This window comes from Streptomyces sp. 150FB (assembly GCF_000818195.1).
In the GTDB taxonomy this organism is placed as follows: domain Bacteria; phylum Actinomycetota; class Actinomycetes; order Streptomycetales; family Streptomycetaceae; genus Streptomyces.
In genome coordinates this window covers 4,020,443-4,036,893 of the sequence record NZ_JTHL01000001.1, presented here as the reverse complement: position 1 = coordinate 4,036,893, position 16,451 = coordinate 4,020,443, and the positions used below count along the sequence as shown (strand labels likewise).

At 70.6% G+C, this 16,451-nt stretch carries 15 protein-coding genes; 11 read left to right on the top strand and 4 right to left on the bottom strand.

Annotated elements, in window-relative coordinates; genetic code table 11:
* From QR77_RS17210 to QR77_RS17200, 3 genes are all read left to right on the top strand, one after another.
* The coding region (locus QR77_RS17210) for a glycosyl transferase (protein ID WP_040028141.1) at positions 1-2,344 on the top strand (2,344 nt) is incomplete at its 5' end.
* 218 nt (positions 2,345-2,562) lie between these two features.
* Positions 2,563-3,216, top strand: a complete 654-nt coding sequence (locus tag QR77_RS17205) for a hypothetical protein (protein WP_040022735.1) — start codon at positions 2,563-2,565, stop codon at positions 3,214-3,216.
* A 221-nt stretch (positions 3,217-3,437) separates the two neighbouring features.
* Positions 3,438-4,238 (top strand): SDR family NAD(P)-dependent oxidoreductase, encoded by an 801-nt coding sequence (locus tag QR77_RS17200; RefSeq protein ID WP_040022734.1) that lies wholly within the window; start codon positions 3,438-3,440, stop codon positions 4,236-4,238.
* 117 nt (positions 4,239-4,355) lie between these two features.
* On the opposite strand, the gene QR77_RS17195 is transcribed toward QR77_RS17200, so the two are convergent.
* Complete coding sequence (locus tag QR77_RS17195; protein WP_040022733.1) at positions 4,356-5,138, bottom strand: SLATT domain-containing protein; 783 nt, start codon at positions 5,136-5,138, stop codon at positions 4,356-4,358.
* Between the two features lie 352 nt (positions 5,139-5,490).
* Between QR77_RS17195 and QR77_RS17190 the strand changes: the two genes are divergently transcribed.
* The 7 genes from QR77_RS17190 (at position 5,491) to QR77_RS17160 (ending at position 12,038) form a co-directional block, all read left to right on the top strand.
* Positions 5,491-5,826 carry a YbaB/EbfC family nucleoid-associated protein gene (locus QR77_RS17190; RefSeq protein ID WP_078877830.1) on the top strand — a complete coding sequence of 112 codons (336 nt, stop codon included), beginning with the start codon at positions 5,491-5,493 and terminating at the stop codon, positions 5,824-5,826.
* A 134-nt stretch (positions 5,827-5,960) separates the two neighbouring features.
* On the top strand, positions 5,961-6,560 hold the full coding sequence (gene recR / locus QR77_RS17185; RefSeq protein ID WP_040022731.1) for a recombination mediator RecR: 600 nt from the start codon (positions 5,961-5,963) through the stop codon (positions 6,558-6,560).
* On the top strand, positions 6,553-7,227 hold the full coding sequence (locus QR77_RS17180; protein ID WP_040022730.1) for a DUF5063 domain-containing protein: 675 nt from the start codon (positions 6,553-6,555) through the stop codon (positions 7,225-7,227). Before recR ends, QR77_RS17180 begins: the two co-directional genes overlap by 8 nt.
* 316 nt (positions 7,228-7,543) lie before the next feature.
* A complete protein-coding gene (locus QR77_RS17175; protein ID WP_040022729.1) occupies positions 7,544-8,815 on the top strand; it encodes an aspartate kinase in 1,272 nt (423 codons plus the stop codon).
* Positions 8,812-9,867, top strand: a complete 1,056-nt coding sequence (locus tag QR77_RS17170; RefSeq protein ID WP_040022728.1) for an aspartate-semialdehyde dehydrogenase — start codon at positions 8,812-8,814, stop codon at positions 9,865-9,867. The genes QR77_RS17175 and QR77_RS17170 overlap by 4 nt, the downstream gene beginning before the upstream one ends.
* Positions 9,868-10,197: 330 nt before the next feature.
* Positions 10,198-10,860 carry a SigE family RNA polymerase sigma factor gene (locus QR77_RS17165; RefSeq protein ID WP_078876777.1) on the top strand — a complete coding sequence of 221 codons (663 nt, stop codon included), beginning with the start codon at positions 10,198-10,200 and terminating at the stop codon, positions 10,858-10,860.
* Positions 10,857-12,038: a hypothetical protein gene (locus QR77_RS17160; protein ID WP_236710696.1), complete on the top strand. Its 1,182-nt coding sequence runs from the start codon at positions 10,857-10,859 to the stop codon at positions 12,036-12,038. Before QR77_RS17165 ends, QR77_RS17160 begins: the two co-directional genes overlap by 4 nt.
* 34 nt (positions 12,039-12,072) lie before the next feature.
* Here the strand turns inward: QR77_RS17160 and QR77_RS17155 are convergent, their stop codons facing one another.
* From QR77_RS17155 to QR77_RS17145, 3 genes are all read right to left on the bottom strand, one after another.
* Entirely contained in the window at positions 12,073-12,828 is a 756-nt protein-coding gene (locus QR77_RS17155; protein ID WP_040022721.1) for an SURF1 family protein, read from the bottom strand.
* Positions 12,829-12,997: 169 nt separating this feature from the next.
* Positions 12,998-14,851: a prolyl oligopeptidase family serine peptidase gene (locus tag QR77_RS17150; RefSeq protein WP_040022720.1), complete on the bottom strand. Its 1,854-nt coding sequence runs from the start codon at positions 14,849-14,851 to the stop codon at positions 12,998-13,000.
* A gap of 124 nt (positions 14,852-14,975) precedes the next feature.
* Positions 14,976-15,599 carry a TetR/AcrR family transcriptional regulator gene (locus QR77_RS17145; protein ID WP_040022718.1) on the bottom strand — a complete coding sequence of 208 codons (624 nt, stop codon included), beginning with the start codon at positions 15,597-15,599 and terminating at the stop codon, positions 14,976-14,978.
* An 81-nt stretch (positions 15,600-15,680) separates the two neighbouring features.
* Between QR77_RS17145 and QR77_RS17140 the strand changes: the two genes are divergently transcribed.
* Complete coding sequence (locus tag QR77_RS17140; RefSeq protein WP_052488834.1) at positions 15,681-16,406, top strand: hemerythrin domain-containing protein; 726 nt, start codon at positions 15,681-15,683, stop codon at positions 16,404-16,406.
* Positions 16,407-16,451: the final 45 nt, after the last annotated feature.

Below are 16,451 nucleotides of genomic sequence, written 5' to 3'. Positions count from 1 at the left end.
GCCGCGCGTACGGCTGCTCACCGGCGGTGCCGACGGGGACGGCGGGGCCGCCGGGGACACGGCCGACGGCGGCAACCACGGCAAGGGACACGCCCTGCGCCGGGGCGTGCTCGCCTCGCGCGGCCGGCGCGTGCTGCTGACCGACGCCGACCTCGCCACCCCCATCGCCGAACTCGACCTGCTCGACACCCGGCTCACCGAAGAAGGCGGCAGCGGCGCCGCGATCGGCTCGCGCGCCCACCCCGACGCCCGCATCGAGGTGCACCAGCGCAAGGCGCGCGAGTGGCTCGGACGACTCGGCAACGGACTGATACGGCTGGTCGCCGTCAAGGGCATCAGCGACACCCAGTGCGGCTTCAAGCTCTTCGACGGCGACCAGGCGCGCGCCGCCTTCGCCGACTCCCGGCTGGACGGCTGGGGGATAGACGTCGAGATCCTGCGGTTCTTCCGGCGCTCGGGCTGGCAGGTGACCGAGGTCCCGGTGCGCTGGGCGCACCAAGCGGGGTCGAAAGTACGGCCGTTGGACTACCTCGGGGTGCTGCTGGAGCTGGTGCGGCTCAGGGCGCGGTTCTCGCTGCGCGGGCGCGTGCACCGCGGCGACCTCGCCGTACTCGGTGTGTTCCTGCTCGGTTCCGTCCTCCTCTACAAGGGGCTGTGGACGGATCTCGACCACGCGTACCTCGCGGATTCGGGCGCGGACCAGAACCAGTGGGAGTGGTTCTTCGCCGTCACCGCCGACAACGTGCACCACCTCCGCAATCCGCTCTTCACCACGCTCCAGAACTTCCCCGACGGTGTGAACCTGATGGCGAACACCGTCATGCTCGGGCTCTCCGTCCCCCTCACCCCGCTGACGCTCACCCTCGGGCCGAACGTCACCTGGGCGCTCGTCCTGACGCTCGGTCTGACGGCGACGGCCGGTACGTGGTACCGGCTGTTCCTGCGCCGCCTGGTGAGCGACCGGCGGGCCGCCGCCGTGGGCGCGGCGCTCGCGGCCTTCGCGCCGCCGATGATGTCGCACGCCAACGCGCACCCGAACTTCGTCGTTCTCTTCATGATCCCGCTGATCATCGACCGGGCGCTGACGCTCTGCCGGCGGGGCCTGGGGGACGAGGAGGACCGGGGCCGGAGTGTCGCCAGGGACGGGACGGTGCTCGGGCTGCTCCTGACGTACCAGATCTTCCTGGGCGAGGAGCCGCTGCTGCTCGCGGTGGTGGGGATGCTGCTCTTCGCCGTCTTCTACGCGGTGGTACGCCCGGCGCGTGCGCGGGCGGCTCTGTGGCCGCTGCTGCGCGGGCTCGCGTACGCGGCGCAGATCGCCGTACCGCTGCTGGTCTTCCCGCTCTACTGGCAGTTTCTCGGGCCGGGGAGCTACCACAGCGTGCTGCACGGCACGAATGCCGGCAACAGCCCGCTGTCCTTCCTCCAGTTCTCCGGGCGCGCGCTGTTCGGCGACGAGACGACGGCCGACCGGCTCGCGATGAACCGCACCGAGCAGAACGCGTTCTACGGCTGGCCGCTGATCGCCGCCGCCTTCGGGATGCTGGTGTGGCTGTGGCGGCTGGCCGTCGTACGGGTGCTGGCGCTCACCGCGGTGGCCGCCGCCGTGCTGTCCATGGGCGCGAAGATCCGCCTCCCGTACACCCATGTGGTCGTGCCGGGGCCCTGGCGGCTGCTCGCCCACCAGCCGCTGTTCGAGTCGGTCATCGAGTCGAGGGTCGGGATGATCTGCGCGCCGGCGCTCGGCGCGCTGCTGGCGCTGACGGTGGACCGGCTGCTGGTACGCGCCCCCGGGGGCGAAGGCGCCGTCGGGCGTCCGACCCGGGTCGTCGGGCTGCTCGCGCTGGCCGCCGCGCTGATCCCGATCATCCCGACGCCGATGCCGGTACGGGAGCGCGCGGAGGTCCCCGCGTTCATCGCCGACGGCACGTACCGCTCGTACATCTCGAAGGGCCAGTCGGTCCTGCCCGTACCGCTGCCCATGCCCGGCAGCGCCGACGCGCTGAGCTGGCAGTCGGCGTCGGTGACGGGTCGGGGCATCGGATTCCCGCTGCCCGGCGGCTACTTCAACGGACCGTGGGGCCCGGACCGGATGGGCATCTACGGCGCGGCGCCGCGCTACACGTCGAACCTGTTCATGGATGTCCGCAACAGCGGTCAGGTCCCGGACATCAACGCGAACTGGAAGGCGCAGGCGCGTTACGACTTCGCCTTCTGGAAGGCGGGCGTGGTGGTGCTGGCCCCGCAGCCGAACGACTCGGCGCTCTACGACGTACTGGAGAAGCTGCTCGGGCGGCCGGGGAAGCGGGTGGGCGGCGCCTGGATCTGGGACCTGCCGGGCTGAGCGGGAGCGGCGGTGGGGGTGGCGGGAGGAGACGCGCGCCGGGGGAGAACGTTCATGGAAAGGGCTCCCGGAGGCGTTCACCGGCCCCTTTCGGGGCACCCTCTCGTCGATACGTACGAGACGCACTACTTCGCTGAACGTGCCCGCCGCATTACGCTGGCCCGACCATCGCGACCATCGCGCGGACGCGTACGAACTGGTTGGAGAGCGAGCCTCCCTTGGCCTGTGACCTGTGGTTGGTCCCCCTCGTCGATGTGCTGTGCCACAGCCCCGACAATCCCTTCGCCGAAGAGATCGCCATCTACGACAAGGCGCTGGGCGACGCCGGGCTGCCGTCCGTCCCCGTCTTCGCCTACATGCCGGGCCTCTCGGGGGACGTCGCCCCCGTCGCCGGCTTCGACTACGACGCGCTGCACTTCCTGCGGCGCGCGTACCTGCTCCAGATCTGCGGCCTGGCGGTGACGCCCGTGGGCGAGCTGGGCGGTGACTACGAACAGCTCCTGGAGATGTTCGAGTCGACGGCCCAGCAGTCACATCTCGTCTGGCACTACGACCACGCGGGCGCCTACGTACCGGTGGACTACGCCGCGCCCCTCTCGAACGAGGAACTCCTCGCGGGCGGCGGCCCGCTGGGCTCCACCCAGGGCCTGCTGCGCGAACTCGAAGTCGTCGCGCCGGCGATCGGAATCGACCCGGCCAACCCCCCGGCGCCCCCGACCCCGCCGGAACGCCCCACCTCGCTGGAGGAACCAGCGGCGAACCCGATCCCCTACGACGACAGCCCGTTCGCCCGCGAACGGCACGTATGGCTGGGCCTGCACGCGGCTGCCACCCGCAGCCTCGGCCAGGGCTCAATGATCATCTTTAGCTGACCCACCCCGGAGACACACCCCGGAGATTCATCCCGGAGACAGAGCCGGCGCGGCGCGCGCCGGCTCTGTCGTGCGCGCCCCGCAACGGATGTTTGACAAGCGGTCCGCGACGGAAGCAAACTGGACCGAGTGGTCCAATGGACCGTACGGTCCATTCGTCTCGGGCCGAACAGCCGGGCAGTCGGACCAGCCCGAACAGCCGGAACAGCGAGGAAGAACCGATGGATCTACAGCTCAAGGGCAAGCGCGCCCTCGTCACCGGATCGAGCGGCGGGCTCGGCGAAACGCTGGTCAAGGCGCTGGCCGCCGAGGGCGCCGCCGTCGTGGTCCACGGCCGGGACGAGGCACGGACCCTCGCGGTGGCCACGTACGTACGGGAGAACGGCGGCGACGCCTCGGTCGCCGTCGGAGACCTCGGTACGGACGCGGGCGCCGACGAGGTCGCCGCAGCGGCCCTCGGCGACGGTCCGGTCGACATCCTCGTCAACAACGCCGGCAGGTACGACCCGATGGCCGGCTGGACCACCACCTCGTCCCAGGAATGGGCGGACATCTACAACATCAACGTCATCTCCGGCGTGCGGATGACGCACCGCCTCGTGCCCGCGATGCGGGAGCGCGGCTGGGGGCGGGTCATCCAGATCGGCAGTGTGACCGGCCAGTTGCCGCAGGCGAGTCAGCCGCACTACGCGGCGACCAACGCGGCCCGGAGCAACCTCGCCGCGTCTCTCGCGCATGAGCTGAAGGGCTCGGGTGTGACGTCGAACGCCGTCTCGGCGGGCGGCATCCTCACCCCCGGGATCCAGGACTTCCTGACGGGAATCGGCGCCCAGCACGGCTGGGGGGAGTCGTGGGAGGAGATGGAGTCGAAGGTCGTCGACACGCTCGCGCCCAACGACGTCGGCCGCGTCGGCAGGCGGGAGGAGTACGCCGACGTCGTCGCGTTCCTGGCCAGCCCGAGGTCGGGCTACATCACCGGTACGACGCTCAGGGTCGACGGCGGCTGGTACGACGCGGCCTGAGCGGCGCGGGCAGTCTGAGCGGCGCGGGCAGTACTGACGGCGCGCGCGGACGGCGCTGACGGCACGCGCGGACCGAAGCCTCCGCACGCCGCCCGGGTCAGGTCACCGCCGCCCGGGTCACCGCGGCTCCGGCGGCCTCTGCCGTGGCATGTTCGGCCGCATCCCCGGCGGCAGCGGGAAGCGCCCCGGCATCCCCCCGGCGCCCTCCGGCCGTCCCGCCCCCATCGGCAGCGACTGCATCACCAGCGGCGCGTGGCCCGAGTGGAACTCCGTCATCCAGTCCGCCGTCTCGGCGCGCACCAGCTCGGTCATCTCCTCGGTGAACTTCCGCAGCACCCCCAAGCACCGTTCGGCCGCCTCGCTCGCCGTGCCCTCCGTCGGGCCGAGCACCTCCCGTACGCACTCCGAGGCCCAGTCGAACTGGAGCGTCTGCAACCGCCGCTGCACCGCCTGCGCCGTCGCGACCGCTCGCATCCAGCCCGACGTGAGCCCGAAGTACTTGTCGCACCCGAGGCACGCGGCGCCGAGCAGCAGCGAGACGTACCCCCACCCCGCCGCTCCCGGTGCCGCCCCGATCAGGTCGACCAGCGGCACCGCGGCCCCCGCGACCATCCCGAGCGCGGTGCCGGCCCGCAGGACGCGGGCGTAACGCCGCTTGCGCGCCCGCTCCGCGAGATACCAGGTCACCGTGCGCAGCGCCCCTGTCTCGACCCACTGGTACAACTCGTCGAGGCGTACGGCCGGCTCGCCCCAGTCGCCGAGCGGGAACGGCCCGCCGGTCAGATCGCCGCTCGGCGGCCCGCCCTCGCCGTATGCGGCTCCGGTGCCGGAGCTGGTGCCCGACGACGAGGCACCCTCTTCCCGGGCGGGGCCTCCGGGCTGCATCTCCGGCTGGCTCACCGGGGCACTCCTCTACGTTGTGCTGTGACTCTGCGTGGACCATGTGCGGATTCTGCGTGAGCTTCGTGGGACGGGCGGCGGGTGATCTGCGTCCCGGAAGCGGTGCGCCTCCGGGCTGCCGGCGTGTACGTAAACGCGCATGCACTTCCTACCGCCAAATGGTGGGCTTGATGCCCCGGTATCCGCTAACTCCGCCCATACGGGCGCCGTGATCAGGTAGAGGAGCCGTCGGGCTCTCACTCGAAAGAGTTGGTCCCGGCCGGGTAGGGCGAGGTGCGCGGGGAACACGTAGGCTCGCCTTACAGGAAACTCGCCCTAGAGGAAACTCGTCTACGAAATGCCAGGAGTGACCGTGATTCCCGGTGGTGGCCAGCCCAACATGCAAGAGCTGCTCCAGCAGGCCCAGAAGATGCAGCAGGACCTCGCGCGGGCGCAGGAGGAGCTGGCGGCGACCGAGGTCGACGGCCAGGCGGGCGGAGGCCTCGTGAAGGCCACCGTCAACGGCTCCGGTGAGCTGCGCGGCCTTGTCATCGACCCGAAGGCCGTCGATCCCGAAGACACCGAGACGCTCGCGGATCTGGTCGTCGCGGCGGTGCAGGCGGCGAACGAGAACGCGCAGCAGTTGCAGCAGGAGAAGCTGGGCCCGCTGGCCCAGGGACTGGGCGGGATGCCGGGTCTGCCCTTCTAGGCCCCCGCAGGGGGCGGAGCCCCTACCGTACGTACGGGGTACGCACCGGCGCACCCCGCGCGCACCGCCCCCGTACGTACCAGTGCGACGCACCCCACCACACAGCACCGTCGGCATTCCAGGAAGGCAATCCGTTGTACGAAGGCGTGGTCCAGGACCTCATCGACGAACTGGGCAGGCTGCCCGGCGTCGGTCCCAAGAGCGCGCAACGTATCGCCTTCCACATCCTCCAGGCCGAGCCCACCGACGTACGCCGCCTCGCCCAGATCCTCCTCGAGGTCAAGGACAAGGTCAGGTTCTGCGTCGTGTGCGGCAATGTCGCCCAGGAGGAGCTGTGCGGTATCTGCCGTGACGCGCGCCGCGACCTGACGGTGATCTGCGTCGTGGAGGAGCCGAAGGACGTCGTCGCGGTCGAGCGCACCCGAGAGTTCCGCGGGAAGTACCACGTGCTCGGCGGCGCGATCAGCCCCATCGAGGGCGTCGGACCCGACGACCTGCGGATCCGCGAACTGCTCACCCGTCTCGCCGACGGCACGGTCACCGAGCTGATCCTCGCGACGGACCCCAACCTGGAGGGCGAGGCCACAGCGACGTACCTCGCCCGCATGATCAAACCGATGGGTTTGAAGGTCACACGCCTGGCCAGTGGCCTCCCCGTAGGGGGGGACCTGGAATATGCCGACGAGGTCACGCTCGGGCGTGCCTTCGAGGGGAGACGACTTCTCGATGTCTGACGCAACGCTGCACGACACCGCTCAGGATCCGAACGACTTCGCCGTTCAGATCGCCGACCAGATGGAGAGCTTCATCGTCGCCGTCACCGAGGTGGCGAAGGGCGATGAGCCCGACAGCGCTGTTCCGTTCCTGCTGCTCGAATTCTCCCAGCTCATGCTGGCCGGGGGGCGTCTCGGCGCGCACGAGGACATCCTGCCCGCCGACCGGTACGAGCCGGACCTCGGCCCGGAGCCGGACACCGACGAGCTGCGCGAGCGCTTCGCCGCGATCCTGGAGCCGATCGACATCTACTCCGAGGTCTTCGACCCGTACGAGCCGCGCAAGGCGCCCGTACCGTCTCGGATCTCCGACGACATCGCCGGCGTGGTCACGGACCTCCGCCACGGCCTGGCCCACTACCGCGCGGGCCGGATCACCGAGGCGCTGTGGTGGTGGCAGTTCTCGTACTTCTCCAACTGGGGCTCCACCGCCTCGGCGACCCTCCGCGCCCTCCAGTCCCTGGTGGCCCACGTCCGCCTCGACCAGCCGCTCCCGGCGCTGGACGGCCTGGACACGGACCAGGACCTGACCGAGGACGCGGAAGACGTGCTGGCGGAGGAGGCGGGCAAGGTGATGGCGGAAGAGATCGCGGGCCCCCTGGGCCTCCGCACGGCCCGCACCCGCTGAGCACCCATGCGCTGAGTCACCCCGCACCCGCTGACCATCCCATTCGTCGACCACCCCGGCGGGCGCGACGCGCGCGGCGCCGCCAGGGCTCCTCAGTGATCTGGTCGGTGCCGCGTGATACGCCGGTCGGCGTGACGTGGACCACGTTAGGCGTGGTCCACGCCGTCGGGGGCATGGATCCCCACCGAGCGGGCGTGAACGGCGTCCGCTGGTCGCTGAGTGAGCGGGACATCTCACGATGCGGTATCAGCGGGCCGCCGTGCGGCCGCTCGTTAAACTGATCCGACCGCGGTAATGAACTGATCGAGGAGCGCACGTGGGCCTTGTCGTGCAGAAGTACGGAGGCTCCTCCGTAGCCGATGCCGAAGGCATCAAGCGGGTCGCCAAGCGCATCGTGGATGCCAAGAAGACCGGCCATCAAGTGGTCGTCGTGGTATCGGCGATGGGCGACACGACGGACGAGTTGATCGATCTTGCCGAGCAGGTGTCCCCGATCCCCGCGGGACGCGAGTTCGACATGCTGCTGACCGCCGGAGAGCGGATCTCCATGGCGCTGCTGGCCATGGCGATCAAAAACCTGGGCCATGAGGCCCAGTCGTTCACCGGCAGCCAGGCCGGTGTCATAACCGACTCGGTCCACAACAAAGCGCGCATCATCGATGTCACGCCGGGCCGTATCCGTACGGCGCTCGACGAGGGCAACATCGCCATCGTCGCCGGGTTCCAGGGTGTGTCCCAGGACAAGAAGGACATCACCACGCTCGGCCGTGGCGGCTCCGACACCACCGCTGTGGCGCTCGCCGCCGCGCTGGACGCCGAGGTCTGTGAGATCTACACGGATGTGGACGGAGTGTTCACCGCCGACCCGCGGGTGGTCCCGAACGCGCGGAAGATTGACTGGATCTCCTTCGGTGACATGCTGGAGCTAGCCAGTTCGGGCTCCAAGGTGCTGCTGCACCGGTGCGTGGAGTACGCACGCCGATACAACATTCCGATCCATGTCCGGTCCTCGTTCTCGGGGCTTCAGGGCACCTGGGTCAGTAACGAACCACAAGGGGACCGCAAGGTGGAGCAGGCCATCATCTCCGGTGTCGCCCACGACACCTCCGAGGCGAAGATCACCGTCGTCGGTGTCCCCGACAAGCCGGGCGAGGCCGCGACGATCTTCCGGGCCATCGCGGACAACGAGATCAACATCGACATGGTCGTGCAGAACGTGTCCGCCGCCTCGACCGGGCTGACGGACATCTCCTTCACGCTGCCCAAGACCGAGGGTCGCAAGGCGGTCGACGCGCTGGAGAAGACCAAGCCGAAGATCGGCTTCCACTCCCTGCGCTACGACGACCAGATCGCCAAGATCTCGCTGGTCGGCGCCGGCATGAAGACGAATCCGGGCGTGACCGCCGGCTTCTTCGAGGCCCTGTCGAACGCGGGCGTCAACATCGAGCTGATCTCGACATCCGAGATCCGTATCTCGGTGGTCACCCGTGCCGACGAGGTGAACGAGGCCGTGCGCGCCGTACACACCGCCTTCGGGCTCGACAGCGACTCCGACGAGGCCGTTGTCTACGGAGGCAGCGGACGATGACCGGCGGCCCGACACTCGCGGTCGTCGGTGCGACCGGTGCTGTCGGCGCCGTCATGCTCCAGATCCTGTCGCAGCACGCGGATGTGTGGGGCGACATCAGGCTGATCGCCTCGCCGCGTACGGACGGCCGCAAGCTGTCCGTACGCGGTGAGGAGACCGAGGTCGTCGGGCTCTCCGAAGAGGCCCTGGACGGCGTCGACGTCGCGCTGTTCCTCGTACCGGACGAGGTGTCCACCAAGTGGGCACCCATCGCCGCGGCCAGGGGCGCGGTCGTCGTGGACAATTCGGCCGCGTTCCGGATGGACCCCGATGTGCCGCTGGTCGTGCCGGAGCTGAACCCGCACGCCGTACGGTCGCGCCCGCGCTCCATCATCGCGAGCCCGTGCTCCCTCACGCTGTCGATGATCGTCGCGGTGGGCGCGCTGCACGCCGAGTTCGGGGTGCGCGAGCTGGTGGTGTCCTCGTACCAGGCGGTCAGCGGCGCCGGACAGGACGGCGTCACCGCGCTGCGCGACCAGCTCTCCCTGGTCGCCGGTACGGAGCTGGGCGCGAAGCCCGGCGATGTGCGCCGCGCCGTCGGCGACACCACGGGCCCCTTCCCCGGGCCGCTGGCGCTCAATGTCGTGCCCTGGTCCGGGTCGCTCCAGGAGGGCGGCTGGTCCTCCGAGGAGATGGCGATCCGTCAGGAGACCAGGAAGATCCTCGAACTGCCCGACCTGCGGGTCGCCGCCACCTGCGTCCATGTCCCCGTCATCACCACGCACTCGCTCGCCGTGCACGCGCGCTTCGAGCACGAGGTGACGGTCGACCGGGCGCACGAGATCCTCGCGACCTCGCCCGGCGTGGTGCTGTTCGACAACCCGGCCGCCGGCGACTTCCCCACGCCGGCCGACGTGGTGGGTACGGACCCGACCTGGGTGGGGCGCGTACGGCGCTCGCTGGACGACCCCAGGGCGCTGGAGCTGTTCGTCTGCGGCGACAACCTCCGTAAGGGCGCGGCCCTCAACTCCGCGCAGATCGCCGAGGCCGTCGCCGCCGAGCTGTCGGCGTAACGCCTGCCGTAACTCCCGCCGTAACTCTCGTGGATGCGTGCTGCGGTGAGGCTTTACCTCATCTGTGCGTGATCCGTGAATTTCCTGTGAGCAAATCGCTGGTCTGTACCACTTGAACTGGTGTGTCGTCATGCCCGACGATCAAATCTGACTTTCCGCGGAAGACGCGCAACCGCCGGTCGGCCGGAGAGCGTCTACGCGGTAGCCCCCGTGCGTGCGACGCATATCGGGGCAATGGGGAGATCGGTTACGCATGAGGGTAATTGGTGCAACGTCAAATGCGACGGCGTGCGCGTACAACCCTGACGGGGAGAAGCGTGTCCAACAGGCGTGGCAGAGGTTCTGGATATCACAGCGATCGTCCCGGTACGTGGCGCTACGGTGCGCCCCGTCCGGCGGCCCCGTACGCCTGGCGGGATGCCGGTGATCGCCCCGGTACCCGCCGCCCGCCCCGCCCGCCTGGCGTCCCAGCGCGAGGGTGCTGAGGACACCATGGCAGCGGGCACCACCGTCGACCACCTGACCGAGACCTACCGCGCCCACTACCGCTCGCTGCTCGGCCTCGCGGCGCTCCTGCTGGACGACACCGCCTCCTGCGAGGACGTCGTGCAGGAGGCGTTCATACGGGTGCACTCGGCCCGGGGCCGCGTGCGGGAGCCCGAGAAGACCCTCGCCTACCTGCGGCAGACCGTGGTGAACCTGTCCCGGTCCGCCCTGCGCCGCCGCATACTCGGCCTGAAGCTGCTGTCGAAGCCGATGCCGGACATGGCGAGCGCCGAGGAGGGCGCGTACGACCAGTTGGAGCGGGACGCGCTGATCAAGGCGATGCGCGGGCTCCAGCGCAGGCAGCGCGAGGTGCTGGTGCTGCGGTACTTCGCCGATATGACGGAGGCGCAGGTCGCCGACACCCTGGGCATATCACTGGGTTCGGTGAAGGCGTACGGCTCGCGCGGCATAGCGGCGCTGCGTGTCGTGATGGAGGCCAACTCATGACCTGGCGCGCCGGCAAGGACCGGTACCGGAACGAGCCGGACGAGCCGAGCGAGCACAATGGGCACAACGCGCAGGACGCGCCGCTGAATGACCTGACTGGAAACGGAATCGTGAACAACGGGCCGGACAACGAGCTGAGCGGACTCGGCAGTGACGAGTTGGCGCTCCGGCGGTTGCTGCACAACGCCGTGGACGACCTTGAGCCGGCGGACGGCGTCCTGGATCATCTGCACAGGGCCGTTCCGGTACGGCGGGCCAGGAAGCGCCAGGCGCTCGTCGGCGTGGCGGCCGCAGCTCTCCTCTTCGGGACGGCGATCCCCGCCTTCGTGCATGTCGCCAACTCCGGCGGTACGGCCGACAACCGGGCCGTCAACACGGGATCCGGCCGGACGGCGCCGGGCGACACCGACGGTGACCAGGGAAAGGGCGCGGGCGGGAAGAACTCCGGCGCCCCCTCGGACCCGGCGACCGACGGCCCGGGCGCCCCCGACCGTACGAAGGGACCGGGCGGCTCGGGGAAGGGCGGCTCCGGCGGCATCACCGGCGGCGACGTCGAGGGCTCGGCCGGTACGTACGACCTCGCGACGGCCTGTGACCCCGCTCAGCTCGACGCCAGCACGGTCGCCGACACCCCGGACGCGTCGGGCACGGTGTACGGCACCTTCCGCGTCGCCAACGTCTCGTCCACCGACTGTTCGGTCACCAGCCCGGGAGCGGTCTCCTTCCAGGCCATGGGCGCCGCCGACCCGAGCCAGATCAAGGTCGTGGACCATGTGCCGGGAGACCCGGCGACCGGGCTGCCCGACCCGTCCCAGGCGAGCGCTGAGCTGCTCCTGAAGCCGAATGCCGCGTACGAGGTGAAGTTCGCCTGGGTGCCCTCGGAGACCTGCCCCACCGGCGGCGAGTCCCCCGACCCCAGCCCGTCGGACGGCGGGACGGGCGTGTCGGGCGGCGGCACCGACGGTGGTACGAGCGGTGGCTCGGGTCCCGACGCGGGCGCTTCGTCCGGCTCGGACTCCACGGACACGTCGACCCAGCTCCTGCGGGACGGCGGTACGGAAGAGGGCAGCGTCTCCGTCTCGCACATCCCCGAGCCGGGCGCCCCGACGACGGCGGCGACCATCCCCAACGCCTGCGCCGGCACCATCTACCGGACGGGCGTACTCAGCGCCTCCTGACGCCGGTGCGCCGGGCAGTATGCCTTTTGCCGGGTCAGGCGGCGGTTTCGAGTCCCAACGCGCGGTCCCTGACGGCTTCGGCCTCGCGCCGCACGAGCCTGAACCACATGAAGACCACAAAGCCGGCGAAGACGAACCACTCACCGGTGTATCCGAGGTTCTGGAACGCCTTGAGGTCGAGCCCGGTGTTCTGCGGGGCCTCGGCGGGTACGACCCGCAGCCCGGACTGCGCCTTGCTGACGGTGACCCACGCGTCGTAGACGTCGTAGGGCACGAGGTTGACCAGCGAAGCGGCACTGATCATGCCGAGCTGTCCCGCGGGCAGCCCGCCGTTCGAATGCACCACACCGTCGCTCTCGGACGTCTCGGACGCCTGGAGCGCTCCGGCCACGGTGACCTCGCCCTTCGGCGGCGCCGGAGGCTTCTCGCCCGACGGCAGCCAGCCGCGTACGACGGGCAGCGCCTTGCCGCCCGCTGTGCGCAGCATCGTCAGGACGTACGAACCGTTCTTGCCGTCCAGCTCCCGGTCGGGCACGAGGAACTGCGCGCCGTACCGCCCGCTGGCCTCCGTGTGCCGACCGGAGGTCTGCGTGTCGACGGGCAGCAGTTCGCTCAGGGGCGCGGCGGCCCGCTGCGCGGGATCGGGCTGCTTGTCGGCGGCCGTCTGCGTCTGGACACGTTCCTCGAAGCGGCCGAGCTGCCAGGTCCCCATGAAGATGCAGACGGGGATCGCCAGCACGACGAAGACATTGATTCCCCACCAGCGCGGAGTCACCAGAAACCGGTACACGCTCCCACGGTACGGAACCCCGGGACGCGTCGTGGCCCCGGGTCCCCGTCTCCCGGACCGAACCCGCTCCACGCGCGCCCGGTCCGGGCCCCGCGCCGACCGCCGTCTCACCCGATGGAGGTCGGGCGGTCAAGCGGCCAGGCGGTCGCGTGGTCGGGCGATCAGGTGGTCACCGCCCGAGATGCCGGGCGGCGAAGTCCAGCTCCAGTTGGACCTGCTTGATCCGCTCCTCCACCACCAGCGAGCCATGGCCCGCGTCGTACCGGTAGACCTCGTGGGTCGCGCCGCGCGCGGCGAGGCGGTCCACGTAGTTCTCGACCTGCTGGATCGGGCAGCGCGGGTCGTTGAGCCCCGCCGAGATGTAGACCGGCGCCCGCACGGCGTCGACGTACGTCAGCGGGGACGAGGCCTCGAACCGCTCGGGCACCTCCTCGGGCGTACCGCCGAGCAGCGTGCGGTCCATCGCCTTGAGCGCCTCCATCTCGTCGTGGTAGGCGGTGACGTAGTCGGCGACCGGTACGGCGGCGAGCCCGACCGCCCACGCCTCGGGCTGCACGCCGAGCCCGAGCAGGGTCAGATAGCCGCCCCACGAGCCGCCCGACAGCACGAGCTTCGCCGGGTCGGCGAGGCCCGAGGAGACCGCCCATTCGCGGACGGCGGCGATGTCCTCCAGTTCGATCAGCCCGACCCGGTGCTTGAGGGCGTCCGTCCACTCCCGCCCGTAACCGGTGGAGCCGCGGTAGTTGACCCGCACGACCGCGTATCCGTGGTCGACCCAGGCCGCCGGGCCGGCGGCGAACGCGTCGCTGTCGTGCCAGGTCGGACCGCCGTGGATCTCGAAGACCGTCGGGAACGGGCCCTCACCGGCCGGCCGCTGCACCAGCGCGTGGACCCGCCCGCCGGGGCTCTCCACCCAGGCGTCCTCGACGGGCACGGAGCCGGGGGCCTTGAGACCGGGCGGGTCGAGGACGACCCCGCCGGCCGTGGACCGTACCTCCGAGGGGCTGGCGGCCGAGGACCAGAGATACTCCACCGTCCCGTCGGGCCGGGCCGTCGCCCCCGAGACCGTCCCCGCCGGGGTGTCGACCTGGATCAGGGCGCTCTTGGCGAAGTCGTACCGCCACAGCTCGCTGCGGGCCTCGAAGCTGTGCGCGACCAGCAGCCCCGAACCGTCCGCATACCACTCGGCGTTGACATCGCCCGGCAGCTCGATCGCCAGCTCGGTCTGCTCGCCGGTCAGCGGGTTCCAGACGATCGGCTCCCACCTGCCGCGCCGCTGGTGCCCGATGAGCAGCCGGCTGTCGCCCTCGACCGGCGCGAAGCCCAGCACTTCGAGGCCCAGCTCCTTGGTGCCGCCCTCGGTGTCGTCGAGCTCGGCCACCGTCGAGCCGTCGAGCCGCAGCACCCGCACCGCCGAGTGCATCGCGTCGCCGTGCTCGGTGTGCTCGATCGCGAGCAGTGTGCCGTCGTGCGACAGGTCCCCGACGCCGGCCGACTCGCGGTGCCGGTAGATCACGACGGGCTCCTCGCCCGGCCGTACGACATGGAGCGACGAGCCGTCCTCGTCGGTCGACCGGCCGACGATCGCCGTACCGTCCCGGCCCAGCGCGAGACCGGCCGGATACGAGGGGGCAAGCCCGGGGGCCCCGGGCTCGTCGACCGCCTTCTCCGACCCGGCCCCGGACCCGGACCCGCTCTCCGTCCCCGCTCCCGCGAACGGCTGCCGCATCCAGATCCCGAACTCGTCCCCGTCCGTGTCCGAGAACCACCAGATCGACTCGCCGTCCGGTGACAGCACGCCGTCCGTCGTCCCGTTCGGCCGGTCCGTGGCCTGCCGCTGGACGCCGGTCGCGCGGTCCCATGCGTACAGCTCGTACGTCCCTGTCGCGTTCGACACGAACAGCGCGTGGTCCGGCGCGTCCTCCGCCCAGTCGGGCAGCGAAACCCGCGGCGCCCGGAACCGCTTCTCCCAGTCGGGCATCTCCGGCCTCGACGCCGACAACGAACCGTTGATCTCAGTCATGCCCCCTATTCTGCGCCCGTCCCCCGACAATGTGTCAGGGTCTCCCTCAGCCTGTGGATAACTTTGGCGGAGGCGCCCCCGACGCCTGCCCCAGGGGCCTGCCGTCGCTCCGCCGCCGCCCCTGTCATCCCGCCTTGACCAGCAGTTTCGTGGCCACGGACGTCAGCTCCACCTCGGCCTCGTCCCACGACCACCCGCAGTCGTCCACGAGCGTGCGCCACGCGCCGAGCCCGAGGCAGAACCACAACAGGTCCGCACACTTCTCGATGTCCGCCCCCGGCCCCAGGGCGCCGAGGCTGTCGAGGTGGGCCGCGGCGTCGCGCAGGGCGTCGCGGTACGCGGCGGTGCCCTCCTCCCAGAAGGCCTCCGCGCTCTCGTGCACCGGCAGGGCGCTGTAGAGGATGGCGATGGCCACGCGATTGGCCTCGTTGCCGAGGCGCGTGCCGTGCGCGAGCGCGGCGACTGCCGAAGCGGCGTCGGTGGTCTCCCGTACCCGCTCGACGGTCTCCCGCGCTCCCGAGCCGGTCACGGCGCTGCCGACTATCTCGCTCAGGATCTCCGCCTTGCCGCCGGCGCTGGCATACACGGTCTTCACCGCTGTCCCCGCCGCGCGGGCGATGTCGGACACGGTGACCTGCGCGTAGCCGCGGTCCAGGAAGAGCTGCCTGGCCGCGTCGATGATGTCGCGGCGGGTGGCGGCGGCGGTGAGCGCGCGGCGTGGCGAGTTGTACGGGCGGGCGTCAGACATGTCGGCAGTTTACGGTAGGCATTAGATGCCGTACCGTTGATTTCATTGCACGCAGCATTACCCGAACCTGAGGTACACACGATGTCTGCCGCTTCCTCCGCCCCGCACACACCGCAGCCGCACGGCCAGCAGGGCTTGCGTATATACGACGAGCTGATCGCCGTCCACGCGATCATGCGCCGTGGCGCCCCGCTCGTCACCGCGTCCTTCGCGCGCCTCGCCGGGGGCGAGCCCGTCGATGTGAAGGCCCTGGTCGGTACGGCGCGCTGGCTGATCGAGTTCGTCCACCATCACCACCAGAGCGAGGACGAACTGTTCTGGCCGGTGCTGCGCGACCTCTTCCCGGCGGCGGTCGGCGAACTCGACCGCCTGACGCGTGAGCACGAGGCGCTCGATGCCGAGCTGGAGACGCTGAGCGCGGCCGTGGACGCCATAGCGGCCCCCGCGTCGAGGGCGGACCGAGCGAAGATGTTGGAGATCGTCGGTCGCGCCGCGCTGACCGCGCTGCCGTCGGCGGAACGGGTGGACACCATCCTCACCGCGCACCTGGACGAGGAGGAGCCGGTCCTGCTGGACCTGTTCCCGCAGGTCCCCGACGAGGACATCGTGCGGCTGCGCAAGGCGATCGTGCGTGGAGCGCCGCGTACGGGTCCGCACCTGGTGCTGGGTCTGATGGAGGATCCGGACCAGGCCCAGGGGTACGCCCACATGATGAGCAACTTCCCTGCCCCGGTGCGCTGGCTGAAGCCGGTCCTGCTGGGCCGCTACCGTGCGACGAAGCGAGCGCTCGGCGAGCCCGCGGCCTGAGCCTGCGTCAGGTCTGCTGCTCCAGGCCTTTCAGGCGGGTGCGGT

What these genes read in the sequence shown, in the direction of transcription:
- QR77_RS17200 (WP_040022734.1), top strand. Translation starts at nt 3,438, where the DNA reads ATGGATCTACAGCTCAAGGGCAAGCGCGCCCTCGTCACCGGATCGAGC.
- QR77_RS17145 (WP_040022718.1), bottom strand. Translation starts at nt 15,599, where the DNA reads ATGTCTGACGCCCGCCCGTACAACTCGCCACGCCGCGCGCTCACCGCC.
- QR77_RS17170 (WP_040022728.1), top strand. Translation starts at nt 8,812, where the DNA reads ATGACCGGCGGCCCGACACTCGCGGTCGTCGGTGCGACCGGTGCTGTC.
- QR77_RS17150 (WP_040022720.1), bottom strand. Translation starts at nt 14,851, where the DNA reads ATGACTGAGATCAACGGTTCGTTGTCGGCGTCGAGGCCGGAGATGCCC.
- QR77_RS17160 (WP_236710696.1), top strand. Translation starts at nt 10,857, where the DNA reads ATGACCTGGCGCGCCGGCAAGGACCGGTACCGGAACGAGCCGGACGAG.
- QR77_RS17140 (WP_052488834.1), top strand. Translation starts at nt 15,681, where the DNA reads ATGTCTGCCGCTTCCTCCGCCCCGCACACACCGCAGCCGCACGGCCAG.
- QR77_RS17180 (WP_040022730.1), top strand. Translation starts at nt 6,553, where the DNA reads ATGTCTGACGCAACGCTGCACGACACCGCTCAGGATCCGAACGACTTC.